The 18,296-nt window shown below is 66.4% G+C and carries 18 protein-coding genes; 11 read left to right on the plus strand and 7 right to left on the minus strand.

Annotated elements, in window-relative coordinates; translation table 11 throughout:
• The gene (locus tag ACZ899_RS02590) at window positions 1-276 is read right to left on the minus strand and encodes a BufA1 family periplasmic bufferin-type metallophore (RefSeq protein WP_203652138.1); all 276 of its coding nucleotides are present in this window, start codon (window positions 274-276) and stop codon (window positions 1-3) included.
• Between the two features lie 214 nt (window positions 277-490).
• Here ACZ899_RS02590 and ACZ899_RS02595 point away from each other — a divergent pair, with 214 nt between their 5' ends.
• The 4 genes from ACZ899_RS02595 (at window position 491) to ACZ899_RS02610 (ending at window position 2,158) form a co-directional block, all read left to right on the plus strand.
• The gene (locus ACZ899_RS02595; RefSeq protein WP_110738064.1) at window positions 491-1,078 is read left to right on the plus strand and encodes a sigma-70 family RNA polymerase sigma factor; all 588 of its coding nucleotides are present in this window, start codon (window positions 491-493) and stop codon (window positions 1,076-1,078) included.
• A complete protein-coding gene (locus ACZ899_RS02600; protein ID WP_203652140.1) occupies window positions 1,065-1,706 on the plus strand; it encodes a DUF1109 domain-containing protein in 642 nt (213 codons plus the stop codon). The genes ACZ899_RS02595 and ACZ899_RS02600 overlap by 14 nt, the downstream gene beginning before the upstream one ends.
• A 124-nt stretch (window positions 1,707-1,830) precedes the next feature.
• Window positions 1,831-1,974 (plus strand): PA0050 family protein, encoded by a 144-nt coding sequence (locus ACZ899_RS02605; protein WP_110738062.1) that lies wholly within the window; start codon window positions 1,831-1,833, stop codon window positions 1,972-1,974.
• A 46-nt stretch (window positions 1,975-2,020) separates the two neighbouring features.
• Window positions 2,021-2,158, plus strand: a complete 138-nt coding sequence (locus ACZ899_RS02610; protein ID WP_232857492.1) for a PA0050 family protein — start codon at window positions 2,021-2,023, stop codon at window positions 2,156-2,158.
• 171 nt (window positions 2,159-2,329) lie between these two features.
• On the opposite strand, the gene ACZ899_RS02615 is transcribed toward ACZ899_RS02610, so the two are convergent.
• The 5 genes from ACZ899_RS02615 to ACZ899_RS02635 all read right to left on the minus strand — a co-directional run bounded on the left by ACZ899_RS02615 (window position 2,330) and on the right by ACZ899_RS02635 (window position 7,700).
• Window positions 2,330-3,502, minus strand: coding sequence for an ATP-binding protein (locus tag ACZ899_RS02615; protein ID WP_234562927.1), 1,173 nt, complete (start codon window positions 3,500-3,502; stop codon window positions 2,330-2,332).
• Between the two features lie 5 nt (window positions 3,503-3,507).
• Window positions 3,508-4,197, minus strand: a complete 690-nt coding sequence (locus ACZ899_RS02620) for a response regulator transcription factor (protein ID WP_203652142.1) — start codon at window positions 4,195-4,197, stop codon at window positions 3,508-3,510.
• Window positions 4,194-4,688: a cysteine hydrolase family protein gene (locus ACZ899_RS02625; RefSeq protein ID WP_198743563.1), complete on the minus strand. Its 495-nt coding sequence runs from the start codon at window positions 4,686-4,688 to the stop codon at window positions 4,194-4,196. The genes ACZ899_RS02620 and ACZ899_RS02625 overlap by 4 nt, the downstream gene beginning before the upstream one ends.
• Window positions 4,689-4,842: 154 nt before the next feature.
• Window positions 4,843-6,129, minus strand: a complete 1,287-nt coding sequence (locus ACZ899_RS02630; RefSeq protein WP_234562926.1) for a Zn-dependent hydrolase — start codon at window positions 6,127-6,129, stop codon at window positions 4,843-4,845.
• An 80-nt stretch (window positions 6,130-6,209) separates the two neighbouring features.
• Window positions 6,210-7,700 (minus strand): NCS1 family nucleobase:cation symporter-1, encoded by a 1,491-nt coding sequence (locus ACZ899_RS02635; protein WP_232857488.1) that lies wholly within the window; start codon window positions 7,698-7,700, stop codon window positions 6,210-6,212.
• A gap of 617 nt (window positions 7,701-8,317) precedes the next feature.
• Between ACZ899_RS02635 and hydA the strand changes: the two genes are divergently transcribed.
• The 3 genes from hydA (at window position 8,318) to preA (ending at window position 12,514) form a co-directional block, all read left to right on the plus strand.
• Complete coding sequence (gene hydA, locus ACZ899_RS02640; RefSeq protein WP_485627268.1) at window positions 8,318-9,757, plus strand: dihydropyrimidinase; 1,440 nt, start codon at window positions 8,318-8,320, stop codon at window positions 9,755-9,757.
• 114 nt (window positions 9,758-9,871) lie between these two features.
• Window positions 9,872-11,239: an NAD(P)-dependent oxidoreductase gene (locus tag ACZ899_RS02645; RefSeq protein WP_485627270.1), complete on the plus strand. Its 1,368-nt coding sequence runs from the start codon at window positions 9,872-9,874 to the stop codon at window positions 11,237-11,239.
• Window positions 11,240-12,514: an NAD-dependent dihydropyrimidine dehydrogenase subunit PreA gene (gene preA, locus ACZ899_RS02650; protein WP_485627272.1), complete on the plus strand. Its 1,275-nt coding sequence runs from the start codon at window positions 11,240-11,242 to the stop codon at window positions 12,512-12,514.
• A 117-nt stretch (window positions 12,515-12,631) separates the two neighbouring features.
• Here the strand turns inward: preA and ACZ899_RS02655 are convergent, their stop codons facing one another.
• Complete coding sequence (locus tag ACZ899_RS02655; protein ID WP_232857482.1) at window positions 12,632-13,540, minus strand: LysR family transcriptional regulator; 909 nt, start codon at window positions 13,538-13,540, stop codon at window positions 12,632-12,634.
• A 94-nt stretch (window positions 13,541-13,634) separates the two neighbouring features.
• On the opposite strand from ACZ899_RS02655, the gene ACZ899_RS02660 reads away from it, so the two are divergent.
• The 4 genes from ACZ899_RS02660 (at window position 13,635) to ACZ899_RS02675 (ending at window position 18,271) form a co-directional block, all read left to right on the plus strand.
• Window positions 13,635-14,807 carry an MFS transporter gene (locus ACZ899_RS02660; RefSeq protein WP_234562864.1) on the plus strand — a complete coding sequence of 391 codons (1,173 nt, stop codon included), beginning with the start codon at window positions 13,635-13,637 and terminating at the stop codon, window positions 14,805-14,807.
• A gap of 49 nt (window positions 14,808-14,856) precedes the next feature.
• On the plus strand, window positions 14,857-15,687 hold the full coding sequence (locus tag ACZ899_RS02665) for a hypothetical protein (protein ID WP_267967276.1): 831 nt from the start codon (window positions 14,857-14,859) through the stop codon (window positions 15,685-15,687).
• Window positions 15,688-15,903: 216 nt separating this feature from the next.
• Entirely contained in the window at window positions 15,904-17,142 is a 1,239-nt protein-coding gene (locus ACZ899_RS02670) for an ATP-grasp domain-containing protein (protein ID WP_234562863.1), read from the plus strand.
• 85 nt (window positions 17,143-17,227) lie between these two features.
• Window positions 17,228-18,271, plus strand: a complete 1,044-nt coding sequence (locus tag ACZ899_RS02675; protein WP_203652167.1) for an AbrB family transcriptional regulator — start codon at window positions 17,228-17,230, stop codon at window positions 18,269-18,271.
• The last annotated feature ends 25 nt before the right edge of the window (window positions 18,272-18,296 follow it).

Genomic DNA, 18,296 nt, shown 5'->3' on the forward strand with positions numbered 1-18,296 from the left:
TCAGGATTTGATCGGGGTCAGCGAACCCATGCCGTTGGGGGTCTTGATCGAGGTGCAGGTACCCGTCGGCACGTTTTTCCACTGCATGCCGTCGTAGTCTTTTTTCGCGCTGCCGGCGCAGGTGGTGCCGGCGCCGGCCTTGCAGTCGTTCTTGCCGGCCATGGCCACGCCGTAGCATTTCTCCATGGTGGCCGCCTTGGTGGTGTCGTCGGCCAGGGCTGCGCCTGCCAGCGAGGCAAGGGCGAGGGCGGCGGTGGCGAGGGCGAGGGTTTTCATGGTGTCGTCTCCAGAAGATGGGGCCGTGGCGATGTACCGGCGGCTCATGGAGTAGTTCGCGGCGATAGGCGAGGCGGTTACAGCGCTTGCAAAATATTTTTCGCCACCTGCGCCGGCCACCTAAGGTAAGGAAGCGGCGTCGGTGCTTGCGCAGGGCGTTGCGGCGATGGTTGGATAAAAAAGAAACCCACAGACGGTGTAACCCCGGCGGCCGATGCAACGAACTAACCCACAGGATGTGCTCAGTGCACGCGAATCACAGCTGCAGGCCCTGCTGTTGCTTGGTCTGGCCGGTGACGCCGGGGCCTATCGCGAATTCCTCGCGGCGCTGGCGGTGCACTTGCGTGGTTTTTTGCGTCGGCGCCTGGCGCAACGACCGGCCGAGGTCGAAGACTTGCTGCAGGAGGTGCTGCTGGCGGTGCACAATGCCCGCCACACCTACCAGGCGCAGCAACCGTTGACCGCCTGGGTGCAGGCGATCGCCCGCTACAAGCTGGCCGACCACTGGCGCGGCCAGGCCCGGCGCGAGGCGCGCCACGAGCCGCTGGAGGATGACAGCGAGTTGTTCGCCTGTGGCGAAGAAGAGCCGGCCCAGGCCAGCCGGGACCTGAACAAGCTGCTTGGGCAGTTGCCCGACCGCCAGCGCCTGCCCATCGTCCACGTCAAGCTGGAAGGGCTGTCGGTGGAGGAAACCGCGCGTATCACCGGGTTGTCCAGTTCGGCGGTGAAGGTGGGCATACACCGGGGGCTCAAGGCCCTGGGAAGGTTGATTCGAGGTAAAGACGACCATGAAGACCGATGAGTTGATCAGCCTTTTGGCGACCGCCGCAGAGCCGGTGGATCGTCACGTGCTGGCGCGCCGCCTGCTGCTGGCGCTGCTGGCCGGCATGCTGGGCGCATTGTTGATGACCGTGGCCATCTACGGCGTGCGCAGCGATCTGGCCGAGGTGGCGCGCACGCCGTTGTTCTGGGCCAAGCTGGCCTTGCCCACCAGCCTGGGCCTGCTGGCCCTGTGGCTGACCCAGCGCCTGGCCAGGCCAGGTGTGCGCGGCGGCGCGCTGTGGGGATTGCTCGGCCTGCCGCTGCTGCTGGTGTGGCTGGGGGCAGCCGTCAGCCTGGCCGGCGCGCCGGTGGAGGCCCGCGCCGACCTGATCTTCGGCCGCACCTGGCGCACCTGCGCGTTGAACATCGCCCTGCTCTCGGCACCCGTATTCGCCGCCGTGTTCTGGGCCCTGCGCGGCCTGGCGCCGACCCGGCTGCGCCAGGCAGGCGCCGCCGGCGGGTTGCTCGCCGGATCCACCGCGACCCTCGTGTACTGCCTGCACTGCCCGGAAATGACGGTGCCGTTCTGGGGGCTGTGGTACCTGCTGGGGATGTTGCTGCCGACCGTCGTCGGGGCGTTGGCAGGGCCTCGGCTGCTGCGTTGGTGATCGGGTGCGGTTTTGCCGCACTAGACATTGGTCTATTGGCGCATTTGCGGGGATGGTCTTTTCTGTTGCATGCCCGACGTTCGAGCGTATGGGCGCAATCGATGTTTCGACCAGGGAGGTCATCATGAATGGAAAATGGCTGGCAGCCGCGATGCTGCTGTGGATGTTCTCGCTGACGGCACAGGCCGACTGCGCGGTACTGGGGCCAGGGGAGGATCCGTGCGCAGGTCCGGTGCTGGGCCCCACGACCTGCGTGTGCGAGCCCTGATCGCCTGAGGGCGCAAGGAAGACAATCATTGACCAGGAGGTTATCCGTGAAGAAAGCCATGTTGGCTGTGCTGCTGTCGTGGGGGCTCGTCGCCACGGCCCAGGCGTCGTGCCCGGTGTTTGGTCCAGGTAAGGATCCATGTGCCGGGCCGGTGTTCGGCCCAACCACCTGCCAGTGTCCCTGAAGCTCGATCAGGGCAGGAGCCGCGCTTGTGTTCCCCTGTAGGAGCGGCCTTGTGCCGCGAAAGGGCTGCGCGTAGCAGCCCCGGCGATTTTGCATGATGTAGAGATCCTGGGGCCGCTACGCGCCCCTTTCGCGGCACAAGGCCGCTCCTACAGGGCAACGTGTGAAGCCTTCAGGCTGTGGTGACCAGGGGCAATGTCACCTGCAGCGCCAGCCCGCCCTCGGCCCGGCGCTGCGCCGAAATGCGGCCGCCATGGGCCTCGCAGATCGCCTGGGCGATCGACAGGCCCAGGCCACCACCACCGCTGACCCGTGCCCGTGACTGTTCGGCGCGCCAGAAGCGCACGAACATGTTGCCCAGGTCCTTTTGCTCGACCGCTTGCCCACGATCAAGAAACTCCAGCAGCACGCAGCCTTTGGCCTGGCACACGGCGACGCTGAGCTCGCGGCCGTCGGAGGCATATTTCAGGGCATTCTCGATCAGGATGTTGATCAGCTGGCCAACCCGCGCCGGGTCGGCCTCGATCACCACGTCATCGGCCAGCGCCGTGTGCAATTGCATTCCGGCGGCCTCGAACTGCGGCGCGAACCAGGCCAGGCGCTCCTCGACCAGCCTGGCCGGGGAGAACAGGCTGATGTGCAGGGGCAGCTGCCCGGCATGGGCCAGGGACAGCAGGTGCAGGTCGCCCACCAGGGTATTGAGGTTGTACAGCTGGTTCTGCACCAGGCGCAGTTGCTCGGGGCACAGCGGGAACACCTCGTCGAGCATCCCCTGTACCCGGCCCAGCGCGGCATTGAGCGGGGTGCGCAGTTCATGGGCCAGGTTGGAGCTCGACTCGGCCACTTCGCTTTCGTACAGCGCCAGGCGCTCGACCAGCTTGTTGAAGTCGGTGCACAGGCGCTGCATTTCCTTGGGCTGGCGCGGGTGCTGGCTGACCCGCACGCTGAGGTCGCCCTCGGCCACCCGCCGTGCCCCTACGGCGATCTGGCGGAACTGCCGGGACAGCGGCCTGGACAGGTACAGGCCGACCATCAGGGTGAACGGGATGACTACGATGACAAAGCCGTACAGCACCAGCCAGTCGATGCTGTTGCCGGGGCCGGGGAGAAAGTCGTGGATGTCGTAGTAGGTCTGCAGCAACTGCCACAGCCGGGACTCGTTGCGCGGCACATCGGCCAGGCCGGCCAGCAGCGCGGCGCGGTCCTCGGGCCGCATCGACTGCAGCACCAGGTAGTCGCTGATCCAGAAGTACAGGTACATGCACACGGTGATGGTGATCACCGCGCCAACGGCGAGCAGGGTCATTCTCAGGCCGACCCACAGCCACAGCGGACGTTTGCGCATGGCGGTCAGCGGAACCGATAGCCAACGGAGCGCACGGTTACTAGCGCGCCGCTGACGCCCAGGGCTGCGAGCTTGCGCCGCAGGTTGAGCACGTGGGTGTCGATGATACGTACCAGCGCATCGCTCTCGGGCATGCACAATTCGAGCAGTTCCTCGCGGCTGAAGGCCTTGCTCGGAGTGCGCAGCAGCGCGGCGAGCAGGAGCAGTTCCGAGCGGGTCAGGTCGAGCACCTGCTCCTCGCCATCGCTGGCCCGCACCCCGGCCACGAAACGCTCGGCATCGACCCAGACGCCCAGGCATTCCAGGCGCTGGCGACTGTCGGCCGATGCGCCGTAGCGGCGCAGCACCGCGTGTACCCGGGCCACCACTTCCTTGGGGTTGCAGGGCTTGACCACGTAGTCGTCGGCGCCGTAGCGCAGGGCGCCGATCTTGTCCGGCTCGTCGCCGATGGCGGTGACCATGATCACCGGGGTGTCGGCGCCGCGGCGGATCTCGGTCAGCAGCTCCGGCCCTGACATTTTTGGCAGCATCATGTCCAGCAGCACGATCGCTGGCGTGCGCTGGCGGAACAGGGCCAGCCCGCGGGCGCCGTCCTCGGCGATGTCCACCTCGAAGCCATCGCGCTTCAGGTAGGCTTCCAGAATGCTTGCACTATCGGCGTCGTCCTCGACGATCAATACGCGCTTGGCGCTCATGGGTTGCCTCGTGGGTCGCGCAGCCCGGACAGCACCTCGGCGGCGGTAGTGACGTGGCCGAAGTGGTGTTTCCACAGGTCGATGCCCAGCTGCCCGGAGCGGTCCAGCGAGGAGCCCATGGTCAGGTCGGTAACCAGCGTCGGCGTCAGGCCCGCATCGAACAGGGCGAAGCCGGCGGCCAGTACGCAGGTCTCGGTCTGCAGCCCGCACACCAGCACGCGCTCGACGCCAAGGCGCTTGATGTAGTCCAGTGTCTCGGCGGTCTGGCCATAGCCATGCTTGACGAACACCTTGTCCGCCTCGACCAGGGCCACGTCCTCAGCGGCCGGGTGCCAGCCGAGCTGGCGCTGGAACGGGGTGACCTGCTCGTCGTGCAGCTCGATCGAGGCGATGGTGGGGATGTGCGCCGACAGCACGCGGATGCCATCCACCAGTTTCTCGGAGGGGCTGAAGGTGGATTGCACATCGACGATGAGCAGGACTTGCTGCATGGCGGATTCCCGGGCGCGGTTCGAAGGTGGGCGAGTATACCGCCGCGCGCGGGAGTTTTGCGCCAAGGGGCCGGCACCGGCATCGCCGGTGCCATGCATTGCGTTGCCTGCATCGCGGGGCAAGCCCGCTCCCACGCAGTCCTTTTATCGCTTGCTAGGCCGCCAACCGCCCGCTGGCAATCGCCTCCGACGCCGCCAGCATCGCCCGCAGCAGCACCGCGCAGCCGGCCGCGAGGTCCTCGGGGGCGGCGTTCTCGATTTCGTTGTGGCTGATGCCGCCCTCGCAGGGCACGAAGATCATCCCGGCTGGGCCCAACTCGGCGAGGAAGATCGCGTCGTGCCCGGCGCCGCTGACGATATCCATGTGCGCCAGGCCCAGGTTGCGCGCCGAGTCGCGCACCGCCTCGACGCAGCCCTTGTCGAAGTACAGGGCCGGGAAGTCGGCAGTGGGCACCAGTTCGTAGCTCAATCCATGCTTGGCGGTGGTGGCCTCGATAACCTGGCGCACCTCGGCGATCATCGCGTCCAGCTGCTGGCCTTCGAGATGACGGAAATCCAGGGTCATGCGCACTTCGCCGGGGATCACGTTGCGCGAGCCGGGGTAGGCCTGCAGGCAGCCGACAGTGCCGCAGGCATGGGGTTGGTGGGCGAGGGCGGTGCGGTTGACCGCCTCGACCACGGCGGCGGCGCCGACCAGGGCGTCCTTGCGCAGGTGCATGGGGGTGGGGCCGGCGTGGGCCTCGACACCGCGCAGGGTCAGGTCGAACCACTTCTGGCCGAGGGCACCGAGCACCACGCCAATGGTCTTGCGCTGGTCCTCGAGGATCGGGCCCTGTTCGATGTGGGCCTCGAAGTAGGCGCCCACCGGGTGGCCGGTCACGACGCGGTTGCCGGCGTAACCGATGGCGTTCAGCGCCTCGCCGACGCTCACGCCCTGGGCGTCGCGCTTGGCCAGGGTCTCTTCTAGGGTGAACTTGCTGGCGAACACCCCCGAGCCCATCATGCACGGGGCGAAGCGCGAGCCTTCCTCGTTGGTCCACACCACCACCTCCAGCGGCGCCTCGGTCTCCACGCCCAGGTCGTTGAGGGTGCGGATCACCTCCAGTCCGGCCATCACGCCGAAGCAGCCGTCGAACTTGCCGCCGGTGGGCTGGGTGTCGATATGGCTGCCGGTCATCACCGGCGGCAGCTTGGCGTTGCGTCCGGGGCGGCGGGCGAAAATGTTGCCGACCGCATCGATGCTCACCGTGCAGCCGGCCGCCTCGCACCACTGCACGAACAGGTCGCGGGCCTGGCGGTCGAGGTCGGTCAGCGCCAGGCGGCAGACGCCGCCCTTGGCCGTGGCGCCGAGGCGGGCGAGGTCCATGAGGGACTGCCACAGGCGGGCGCTGTCGATGTGGTGCGTGCTTGACTGCAGGACTTCCTTGGCGAGGGTGGTCATGGGTGTCTCCTCAGGCTGTTGTTTTTCCATGGCATGTCGGAGCATCGCGTGGGAGCGGGCTTGCCCCGCGATGCGCTACATCACGGCAAAGGTTTCGCCAGCCGCGCCGGCCCACGCACCGCGAGGCCGCCGAGGGCGTAATAGAGCCCGCCGCCAAGCAGCGAGCCGGTGAACCAGCCGTAGTCGTAGAACCAGCTGAAACTGCTGTTGCCGATGGCCATCACGGTCAGCGCCACCGGCACGCCGAAGGCGACGAACCCGGCCCAGTTCCAGGCCGGGTACACGTCGTCGCGGTACAGCCCGGCCAGGTCCAGGTGCTGGCGGCGCACCAGGAAGTAGTCCACCACCATGATCCCGGCGATCGGCCCGAGCAGGCTGGAGTAGCCCAGCAGCCAGTTGGAGTACACGCTCTCCAGGCTCAGGTCGGAGACGATCCAGCCGAGCTTCTTGAGCAGCTCGTGGCCCATCAGCGCCAGGCCGATGAAACCGGTCAGCCAGACCGCGCGGCTGCGCCCGATCAGGCGCGGGGCGATGTTCTGGAAGTCGTTGGTGGGCGAGACGATGTTAGCCGCAGTGTTGGTCGACAGCGTGGCGATGATGATCAGCGCCATGGCCAGGGCCACCCAGCCGGGGCTCTGGATATGGCCGATCAGGCTCACCGGGTCGGACACTGTCTTGCCTACCAGCGAGGCGGAGGCGGCAGTCATGATCACGCCCAGCGAAGCGAACAGGAACATGGTCAGCGGCAGGCCGAAGATCTGCCCAAGAATCTGGTCCTTCTGGCTTTTCGCGTAACGGCTGAAATCGGGGATGTTCAGCGACAGCGTGGCCCAGAAGCCGACCATGGCGGTAAGCCCGGCGCAGAAGTAGCCGACCACGCTGGCGCCCTCGGGGCGCTTGGGTGGCTGCGCCAGCAGCTCGCTCATCGACATGTGCGGCAGCGCCCAGAACAGCAGGCCGACACCCACCGCCACCAGCAGCGGCGCCGACAGCGTCTCCAGCCACTTGATCGATTCGGCGCCGCGCAGCACCACCCACAGGTTCAGTGACCAGAACAGCATGAAGCCGATCACCTCACCGGTGCCGCCCAGGGCCTTCCACTCGGGGAACAGCGAACCGAGGAACAGGTGGATGGCCAGCCCGCCGAACATCGTCTGGATACCGAACCAGCCGCAGGCCACCACGGCGCGGATCAGGCACGGTACGTTGGAGCCGAAGACGCCGAACGAGGCGCGCAGCAGCACCGGGAACGGGATGCCGTACTTGGTGCCGGGGAAGGCGTTGAGGGTCAGCGGAATCAGCACGATGAGGTTGGCCAGCAGGATCGCCAGCAGCGCCTCGCCCACGCTCAGGCCGAAGTAGGCGGTGAGCACGCCGCCGAGGGTGTAGGTGGGCACGCAGATGGACATGCCCACCCACAGCGCGGTGATGTGCCACTTGTTCCAGGTGCGCTGGTGCACCTTGGTCGGGGCGATGTCGTGGTTGTAGCGGGGGCTGTCGAGGACGTCGCTGCCGGCGTCGAGCTCGAACAGGCCATGCTGCTCGACCACTTGCGATCTGCTCTGTTGCATGGGGTTCTCCAGGTCTTTTTTCTTGTAGTTGTCGCTCATCGGGCTGACGCGATGGCCGGAGTACACACACCACCAGTACTGCACCTGCGGCCCGGCCAGGCGGTTGTGGCCTGCGTTTTCAACAAACGTGCCGGGAAAGCCCGCGCCTTCCCGACGGCCGCCGCCCACCGGAGGTAACTCACTGTCTTGCAAAGGCATTCTTCAGCGCGACGACGAGGGCGGGGTGGGCACCCTGGTACGCCGTCTGTCTGGCCGGTCCATCACCCGCGTGGTTCAAACGGGTGCAACCTGGGAAACCACCGGCGCGGCCTGCGCCATCCAGCCAGGAAACAAACAGCTGATTTTGCATAGGAAATCTTGACCAATTTGGCTTCCTGTCAAGTGCGTCAAAATGGTGAAGGGGTGTCACATTTTGGTGATTTTTATAAATTATTGTTAATAATCAATAAGATACAAAATAAGATATTTGCATATATTTTTTCTTGATCAATATCCGATCAGATACTAGCCTCGATTCTTGTCAGGCCTGACAGGATTGAACGAATCGCCTCCAGCGCCCGGCCCGAAACAATTCCAAGAACCGGCCAGAAGACCGGTCAGCCTGCGAGGAAAACGGCATGTCCCTGTTGATCCGTGGCGCCACCGTGGTTACCCATGAAGAGAGCTACCGTGCAGATGTCCTGTGTGTCGATGGCCTGATCCGCGCCATCGGCAGCCACCTCGAAACCCCCACCGATTGCGAAGTCCTCGACGGTTCTGGCCAGTACCTGATGCCCGGTGGCATCGATCCGCATACCCACATGCAACTGCCGTTCATGGGCACGGTGGCCAGCGAGGACTTCTTCAGCGGCACCGCCGCGGGCTTGGCCGGGGGCACCACCTCGATCATCGACTTCGTCATCCCCAACCCGCAGCAATCGCTGCTCGAGGCGTTCCACACCTGGCGCGGCTGGGCGCAGAAGAGCGCCAGCGACTACGGCTTCCACGTCGCCATCACCTGGTGGAGCGAGCAGGTGGCCGAGGAAATGGGCGAGCTGGTGGCCAAGCATGGGGTGAACAGCTTCAAGCACTTCATGGCCTACAAGAACGCGATCATGGCCGCCGACGACACCCTGGTGGCCAGCTTCGAACGCTGCCTGCAACTGGGCGCGGTGCCGACGGTGCACGCCGAGAACGGCGAGCTGGTCTATCACCTGCAGAAGAAACTGCTGGCCCAGGGCCTGACCGGGCCCGAGGCGCATCCGCTGTCGCGCCCGTCGCAGGTGGAGGGCGAGGCCGCCAGCCGCGCCATTCGCATCGCCGAGACCCTCGGCACGCCGCTGTACCTGGTGCATGTCTCCAGCCGCGAGGCGCTGGACGAGATCACCTATGCCCGGGCCAAGGGCCAGCCGGTGTACGGCGAGGTGCTGCCGGGCCACCTGCTGCTGGACGACAGCGTCTACCGCGACCCGGACTGGGCCACCGCCGCCGGCTACGTGATGAGCCCGCCGTTCCGCCCGCGCGAGCACCAGGACGCACTGTGGGGGGGCCTGCAGTCGGGCAACCTGCACACCACGGCCACCGACCACTGCTGCTTCTGCGCCGAGCAGAAGGCCATGGGCCGCGACGACTTCAGCCGCATTCCCAACGGCACCGCCGGCATCGAGGACCGCATGGCGGTGCTGTGGGATGCCGGGGTGAACAGCGGGCGCCTGTCGATCCACGAGTTCGTCGCGCTGACCTCCACCAATACCGCGAAGATCTTCAACCTGTTCCCGCGCAAGGGCGCCATCCGCGTCGGTGCCGACGCCGACCTGGTGCTGTGGGATCCGCAGGGCACGCGCACGATCAGCGCCCAGACCCATCACCAGCGGGTCGACTTCAACATCTTCGAAGGCCGCACCGTGCGCGGCATCCCCAGCCACACCATCAGCCAGGGCAGGGTGCTCTGGGCCGATGGCGACCTGCGTGCCGAGCCGGGCGCGGGGCGCTACGTGGAGCGGCCGGCGTATCCGTCGGTGTACGAGGTGCTGGAGCGCCGGGCCGAACACCAAAAACCGACCCCCGTTTCGCGCTGATGCCCTGATCTGCGTGGGAGCGGGCTTGTCCCGCGATGACCATGGCCGCCATCGCGGGGCAAGCCCGCTCCCACGTTGAGCCATGCCTGCACCTATAAAAAGAGGCTACCCACCGTGATCGACGCCCTGAACCACTTGCCGCGCCCCCGGGCCGGCGCCGACCAGCTGGCCGAGGCCTTCAGCGACCTCGCGCCCCCGCTCACCGCCCGCCAGGCCGCCGTCGAAAGCGCGCGCTGCCTGTACTGCTACGACGCGCCCTGCGTCAATGCGTGCCCCAGCGAGATCGACATCCCCTCGTTCATCCACCGCATCAGCGACGAGAACCTGCAGGGCGCCGCCGAACGCATCCTCTCGGCCAACATCCTCGGCGGCAGTTGCGCCCGGGTGTGCCCGACCGAGATCCTCTGCCAGCAGGCCTGCGTGCGCAACAACGCCCAGGAATGCGCGCCGGTGCTGATCGGCCAGCTGCAGCGCTACGCCCTGGACCACGCCGGCTTCACCGAGCATCCGTTCCAGCGCTCGCCGGCCAGCGGCAAGCGCATCGCCGTGGTCGGCGCCGGCCCCGCCGGGCTGTCCTGCGCGCACCGCCTGGCCATGCACGGCCATGACGTGGTGATCTTCGAGGCGCGGGAGAAAGCCGGTGGCCTCAATGAGTACGGCATCGCCCGCTACAAGCTGGTGGACGACTACGCCCAGCGCGAAGTGGAATTCCTGCTGGGCATCGGCGGTATCGAGATCCGCCATGGCCAGCGCCTGGGCGGCAACCTGTCGCTGGGCGAGCTGCAGGCCCAGTACGACGCGGTGTTCCTCGGCCTGGGCCTGGCTGCCGTGCGCCAGCTGGGCCTGGCGGACGAAGACGCGCCGGGCCTGCTCGCCGCTACCGAGTACATCCGCGAGCTGCGCCAGGCCGACGACCTCACCCAGCTGCCGCTGGCCGACCGCTGCCTGGTGCTCGGTGCCGGCAACACCGCCATCGACATGGCCGTGCAGATGAGTTGCCTGGGCGCCCGCGACGTCAACCTGGTGTACCGCCGCGGCGTGTCCGACATGGGCGCCACCGACCATGAGCAGGAGATTGCCAAGCACAACCAGGTGCGTCTGCACACCTGGGCCCGGCCCGATGCCGTGCTGCTGGATGAGGCAGGGCGTGTACGCGGCATGCGTTTCGCGCGCACCCAGCTGGGCGACGGACGCCTGGGCGATACCGGCGAGACTTTCGAGCTGGCGGCCGACGCCATCTTCAAGGCCATCGGCCAGCGCTTCGACGACACAAGCCTGGCTGATCCGCTGGCGGCGCAACTGGCCCGTGACGGCGAGCGCATCCAGGTAGACGCGCACCTGCAGACCTCCATACCGGGCATCTACGCCGGCGGCGACTGCACCGCGCTGGGCCAGGACCTTACCGTCCAGGCCGTGCAACATGGCAAGTTGGCCGCCGAAGCCATCCATGCCCAACTCATACTCAACGTGGAGGCTGCGTAAATGGCCGACCTGTCCATCGAATTCGCCGGCATCAAGGCACCCAACCCGTTCTGGCTGGCCTCTGCGCCACCCACCGACAAGGCCTACAACGTGGTCCGCGCCTTCGAGGCCGGGTGGGGCGGGGTGGTGTGGAAGACCCTGGGCGAGGACCCGGCGGCGGTCAACGTGTCGTCGCGCTATTCGGCGCACTTCGGCGCCAACCGCCAGGTGCAGGGCATCAACAACATCGAGCTGATCACCGACCGCTCGCTGGAGATCAACCTGCGCGAGATCACCCAGGTGAAGAAGGACTGGCCCGACCGCGCGCTGATCGTGTCGCTGATGGTGCCGTGTATCGAAGAGTCCTGGAAGTTCATCCTGCCGTTGGTGGAGGCCACCGGCGCCGACGGCATCGAACTCAATTTCGGCTGCCCCCACGGCATGCCCGAGCGCGGCATGGGCGCCGCCGTCGGCCAGGTGCCGGAGTACGTGGAGATGGTCACCCGCTGGTGCAAGACCCACTGCGCGCTGCCGGTGATCGTCAAGCTCACCCCCAACATCACCGACATCCGCCAGTCGGCGCGCGCCGCGCACCGGGGCGGGGCGGATGCGGTGTCATTGATCAACACCATCAACTCGATCACCAGCGTCGACCTCGACCGCATGGTCGCCCACCCCATCGTCGGCGACCAGAGCACCCATGGCGGCTATTGCGGTTCGGCGGTCAAGCCGATTGCCCTGAACATGGTCGCGGAAATCGCCCGTGACCCGGAGACCCATGGACTGCCGATCTGCGGCATCGGTGGCATCGGCACCTGGCGCGACGCCGCCGAGTTCATCGCCCTGGGCAGTGGCGCGGTGCAGGTATGCACGGCGGCGATGCTGCACGGCTTTCGCATCGTCGACGAGATGAAGGACGGCCTGGCGCGCTGGATGGACCAGCACGGCCACCGCAACCTCGAGGCGTTTCGCGGCCAGGCCGTGGGGCACACCACCGACTGGAAGTACCTGGACATCAACTACCAGTCGGTGGCGCACATCGACCAGGACGCCTGCATCGGCTGCGGGCGCTGCCACATCGCCTGCGAGGACACCTCGCACCAGGCCATCGCCAGCACCCTCAAGGCCGACGGCACCCACGCCTACAGCGTGATCGAGGCCGAGTGCGTCGGCTGCAACCTGTGCCAGATCACCTGCCCGGTGGAGGGCTGCATCGACATGCAGGCGCAGGACACCGGCAAGCCGTACATGAACTGGACGCAGGATCCCCGTAATCCCTATCGCGAGGCGGGTTGAGGTCGGCGCAAGGCAGACCTCATGCAGTTCTCTCATGGGAGCGGGCTTGCCCCGCGATAGCGTTGGACGCAGGTCGAACGCTATCGCGGGGCAAGCCCGCTCCCACGAAGTTTTCGTCTACCCGGCCAGACCGCCGCGCAAGGTCTGCTCGATCACCTCGACGAACGCCCGCACCAGCGGGCTGCGCTCGTGCCTGCGGGTCAGCACCAGCAGCGGCGCGCAGGCGCCGGGCTCGGCCAGCGGCAGGTAGGACACGCCACGTCTGACCAAGGTCCGGGTGCACTGCGGCACCACCGCGACACCACGACCCGCGGCAACCAGGGCGATGATCGAGGTGATCTGCCGACCGCTTGGCGCCGGGCGCGGCGTCAGCCCGTGGCGGCGGTACAGGCCGAGGATGATTTCGTTCAAGCCCGAGCCGTAGTCCGGGGGGAAGGTGATCAGCGGCAGTTCGCCGAGCTCGGCCAGGCTGACCTGCAACTGCTGGGCGAGGGGGCTGTCACTGGGAACGGCCGCGACCAGTGGCTCGTTGTCCACACAGATGGCCTGGACCTGAGGATCGTCACCTGATGGGCGCATGCGGCTCATGCCGATATCCAGGCGGCCTTCGATCAGTTGCGTCCACTGGGTGCTGGAAGCACCTTCCTCCACATTCAGTTGCACATCCGGGTACTTCGAACAGAACGCCTGGATGGTATGGCTGAAGGTGTCCGACAGGGCGATCGAACTGGCGTAGCCGACCGTCAGTTGGCCGGCCGAGCCCGCCGCCAGCTTGCTGGTGATCGCCGTGGTCAGGTCGACCTGTTCGAGCACGCCGCGGGCGTAGGGCAGCAGGTGACGGCCCGCGGTGGTAAGGCTGACGTTGCGGGTGCTGCGGTCGAACAGGCGAAACCCGAGCTCCGTCTCCAGGGCCGATATCTGTCGGGTCAGCGGCGGCTGGGCCATGTGCAGGCGCGCTGCCGCTCGGCCGAAGTGCAATTCCTCGCTGACAACCAGGAAACAGCGCAGACGGCGCAAATCCATCATGTTCATCCTTGAGTATCAATCGGTCGGGAATAGGTATTGGATCCAAAGTTCGTCCTACCTTATAAACCTGTAACAATTTTTTACGAGTGTTTGTATGCGTTTTCCCGCCGACTTCCCCCGAATTGCCCTATTTCTTGGCGGATGTGCCGCATTTCTCAACCTCTATTCCACCCAGGGCCTGCTCACGGAACTGACCCGGGCTTTTCCGGTAACGCTGCGCCAGGCCAGTTGGAGCATTACCGTGACCATCCTCGCCGTGGCCTTGACCGCGCCTTTTGTCGGCTGGCTGACGGCACGCGGCGAACAGCACCGGGTCATCGCCGGGGCGGCGTTGTTGCTGGCGCTGCCTGCATTGTTGGCGGCGTGGGCGGGCAGCTATGGCGAATTCCTGCTGTGGCGTTCGGTGCAGGGGATGTTCATCCCGATGGTGTTCGCCACCAGCGTGGCCTACATCGGCGTGCGCTGGCAGGGCGGTGCTGTGACCGAAATGACCAGCGTCTATGTTGCCGGCACGATCTTCGGCGGTTTCTGTGGGCGTTTCCTCACCGGTCTGGTCACCGAGCTTGCCGACTGGCGCGTGGCATTGACGGTCCAGGCGGGGCTCAGCCTGGCGGTCGCGCTGGGCATCGCGCTGCTGTTGCCGCGCAACCCGCCCGCAGCCAGGCGCGAGCCGCTGGCGCTTGGCGAGCTCGCCAGCAGGCCATTGCTGGGGGCCTATGCCGTGGGGTTCTGCGTCTTGTTTGCCCAGGTCGCGACCTTCACCTACGTCGGCCTGCACCTGAGCGAGGCCCCGTTTGCCCTGGGCACCGCCGCGCTGGGTGCCATCTACGCCGTGTTCCTGCTGGCGCTGGTGGTGGTGCCGCTGGCCGGACGCCTGAGCAAGGCGCGGCCCCATGCCGACCTGGTGCGGGTAGCCGGTTGCCTGGGCATCGCCGGCTCGGCCCTGACCCTGTCCGCGTCGCTGTGGTTGATCGTGCTGGGCCTGGCGCTCAGCTCCACTGGCGTGTTTCTCGCCCAGGCCGCTGCCAATGCCTTCATCACCGCCCAGGCGCCACGGCAGAAATCCGCCGCGGTCGGCCTGTACCTGAGCTGCTACTACCTGGGTGGCAGCTTCGGCGCCTTCGTGCCCGGCGGGCTGTGGGAACGCTGGGGGTGGGGCGGCTGCGTCGCCCTGATCGTGGTGTTCCAGCTGCTGCCGCTGCTGATCGCGCGGGGCAGCTGGCGGGTGGCGCCGGTCCGTGGGCCGGCGGTCCAGCCATTGCAATGAATCGCTTCCTCAACGCGCTACATCATCATCCAACAAGGAAAAGAGTGAGATGACCGTGAGTAACTTGCCGACCGTGCACAGCCAGTTGCTGTATGTGATTGAACCGGTGTTGCAGGAGATGCCTGCCGGTGTGCTGAAACAGGCGCTATGGGATGAGTTCCGCAACCAGGAGGCCGCGCTGGTCGACATCGAGCAGGCGTTCCAGGTGCTGACTTCGCGGCGCCATGGCGCCGCGGCGTTGCGCAAGTTCTTCGCCAGTTGGTCGAAGACCAACAATTCGGCCGCCAGCGTCTCCGGCCTGGCCAATCGCCTGACCCTGCTGGCGCGTTCCGAGCAGGGCAGCGCCGCGGCGCAGCAGATCTACCAGGTGTGTGGCAGTCTGCAGCGGATCACCGACGAGGACCTGGGGGCGCTGGGCAACACCTTGCATGCCGACCTGTTCTACAACATGGCCACGCCCCTCTGCGGCGACGACCAGTGGTTGCTCAAGGAAAACTGCCTGCCGTCCGCGCAGGCGTTCAAGGACTGGACCGATGCCCGCCGCCTGCGTGATCGCGACCTGCTCCAGGGCCTGCTGACCACGCTGGTGCATGAGGTCTACACCCACGGTGAGGTGGAGTACATCCATCCGCTGTACACCCGCTGGTTCGAGCGCGACATGGGTGTCCCGCCCGAGCAGGTGCGCAAGACCGTGGCCTGGGTCACCGTGCACACCGGGGGGACCGAGAGCAATCATTTCGCCCACGCGGTCGAGGCGGTCGAGGCCTTCGTCAAGGCCATGGGCATCGCGGTGGACAGGACCACGGCCCGTGAAGTCTTTGCCCAGTACCTGCAGCGCAAGGCCGAGGTGATGCGCGACTGCGCCGCCTGCCTGATCTGACCGGCTGAATCCTGCGTGAAAGTCGCCTGCCATGTTCCCCGACATGGCAGCGCTTTCGCGCGCCTTGCAAACCGCCTGCGCGGGCAAGGCGAGGAGTATCAATAACGACTGAATCGGTATTGGCATCGGCCACCGACTCCTCAGCAGAATCATTGGTGAGCCTGGCCCTGATGCCTGGTCACTTTCTGACTCATGTAAGCACGCAAGGAACGCCCCATGCAGCTGATCGTCTTCTGTCCCCCCAAGATCATTCTCCAGCACAGCGCGCAAAGCTGGGCCGACGCGCTAGGGCCGGGAGGCATGCTGCTGAGCTGCAACTCCCGCGCTCAGGAAATCACTGTGCACCTTGGCGAACAGGTGGCGTACCGGTTGTTCGACTATTTCAACGACAACGCGCTGGTCGAGGTGGATGTCCATGACATGGCCCGCGAGATGCGCGATCCGCTGTGCGTGGCACTGGCCGAGATCGACGTGCTGCGGGTGGCGCGCATCAATGACCGACTGGGTGTCAGCCAGGGCGCCGAGGGGCGCGCGATGTTCTATCGCGACAAGTTCTTCATGAAGCAGCGGGCCCGCGACCGTGGTTTCGCCGTCGCCGACATGGCGCCGCTGACCCACGCCACCGGGGCGATCCAGTTCAGTGAGCAACACGGCTTCCCGGTGGTGGTCAAACCGCGCGATGGTCGTGGCTCGAACGGCGTGGAAGTGCTCAGGGACCTGCCGCAGCTGCGCCAGTGGCTGGCCGCGCGCGGCGCCACCACTTTCCACAACCTGATGATCGAGCGCTATGTGCGGGGCAGCCACTACATCGTCAACGGCCTGTACATCGACGGCAAGCCGATCCTGGTGTCGCCGGTACGGGTGATGACCTCGGCGCTGGACTTCCTCGGCGGCAAGGCCCACGACCTGCACATGCTCGATGCCGGCAATCCGATGCGCGACAAGCTGGTGCGCTACGCCCGCGCGCTGGTCGAGGACGTGTTGCCTTCCGAGCCGACCCTGCTGTTCCACCTCGAACTGTTCGTCACCGACGCGGGCGAGATCGTCCTGTGCGAAATCGCTTCGCGGCTGGGCGGGGTGTTCTTCAACCAGGAGATCAGCCATGCCTGGGGCCTGGACCCGCGCATGAGCTTCCTGCGCGCGCTGCGCGATCCCGAGTATCGTCCGGCGGCCATGATCGAGCCGCGGCAGATGGTCGGGCACATCAGCATTCCACCGCGGGTCGGCCTGTTGCGCGAGGTGCCGAGCGACTGCCCGCTCGACGGCGTGCTGGAGTACCGCATCTCGGCGAGCCGGATGACCGCCTACCGGTCGATGGAGTTCACCAACTCGGAAATCCTCAATGCCATCGTTGCCGGGCGTAACGAGCGTGAACTGCAATTGCGCCTTGGCGAAGTCGAGCGCTGGTTCCACGAAAGCTGCGACTGGGCGGGCAACGAAGCGGCCGTCGTCTAGCCGCTGATCCGTCCCGTTCCTCCATCACTTTTGCTGACCGTGCCGCCAGTCGGGACGGTCATGCCTGCAGACAGGTGACGATGCCATGAAACCTTTGATCGAGAGCCTCATCCCCATTCCGGTCGCGGCCCTGGGCGCCTGGCTGGGATTTCTCACCGGGCTGCCGCTCGGTGAACTGATCGGCGCCATCTGCGCGGTCACGGCGCTGAGCAAGTGGGGCGTGCGCATGCGCATGCCGTTTCCGTTCGTGGCCACCGTGCAGTTGCTGCTCGGCATCAGCGTCGGCTCCACGGTCACCGCCTCGATGATGCACGAGCTCACCGACGTCAGCATCCTGCTCGGGCTGCTGGTGTGCATGACCACGCAGATCCTGGTGGGCTACAACTGGCTGCGACGCATGGAGAAGTGGGGCCATATCGAAAGCCTGCTCAGTGCCATCCCGGGCGCCATGGCGGCGGTGATGACGGTGTCGGGGGAAGAGGGGCCGGCCTCCGGACGCATCGCCTTCGTGCACATCGTCCGCCTGCTCGCGCTGTTGCTGGTGGTCACCCTGATCGCAGGCGGCCATGGCGACAGCGCGGCGCATGCGGCCGGAACCCTGGGCGACTACCTGCGCATCGTGCCGGTCGCGGTCGTCGCGGTCGTTGCCGGCTACTTGCTGGAACGTCTGGACGTGCCTGCGCCCTACATGCTGACCGGGCTGGTGTGCGCCGCCGCGGTGAACATCGGCATGCCCCAGTTCAACCTGCATGTGCCCGACCCGGTGGCGATGGTGGCGTTGATCCTGCTGGGCGGCTTGATCGGCATCCGCCTGCGCGACATCACCCTGGGGGACGTGCTGCGATACGTGCGTGCTGGCCTGGTGGTGACCACGCTGACGTTCTGCACCACCTTGCTGGTGGCCGCGCTCGCCGCCCAGATCACCGGCAAGCCCTTCCTGGCGCTGTTCATGTCCTGGGTGCCGGGCGGTGTCGAGGTGATGACCGCGGCAGCCCTGTTGCTCAAGCTCGACCCTGCCTTCGTCATGCTCAACCACGTGGTGCGCATGTCGATCATCCATATCTCGCCGGCGTTCCTGCCCAAGCGGCTGCTCCAGCCCGAGCCGGCTGCCGACGCTCCACGCAACTGAACCTTCGATCACAAGGACTTGATCT

Source organism: Pseudomonas sp. TE31087, from assembly GCF_057284075.1.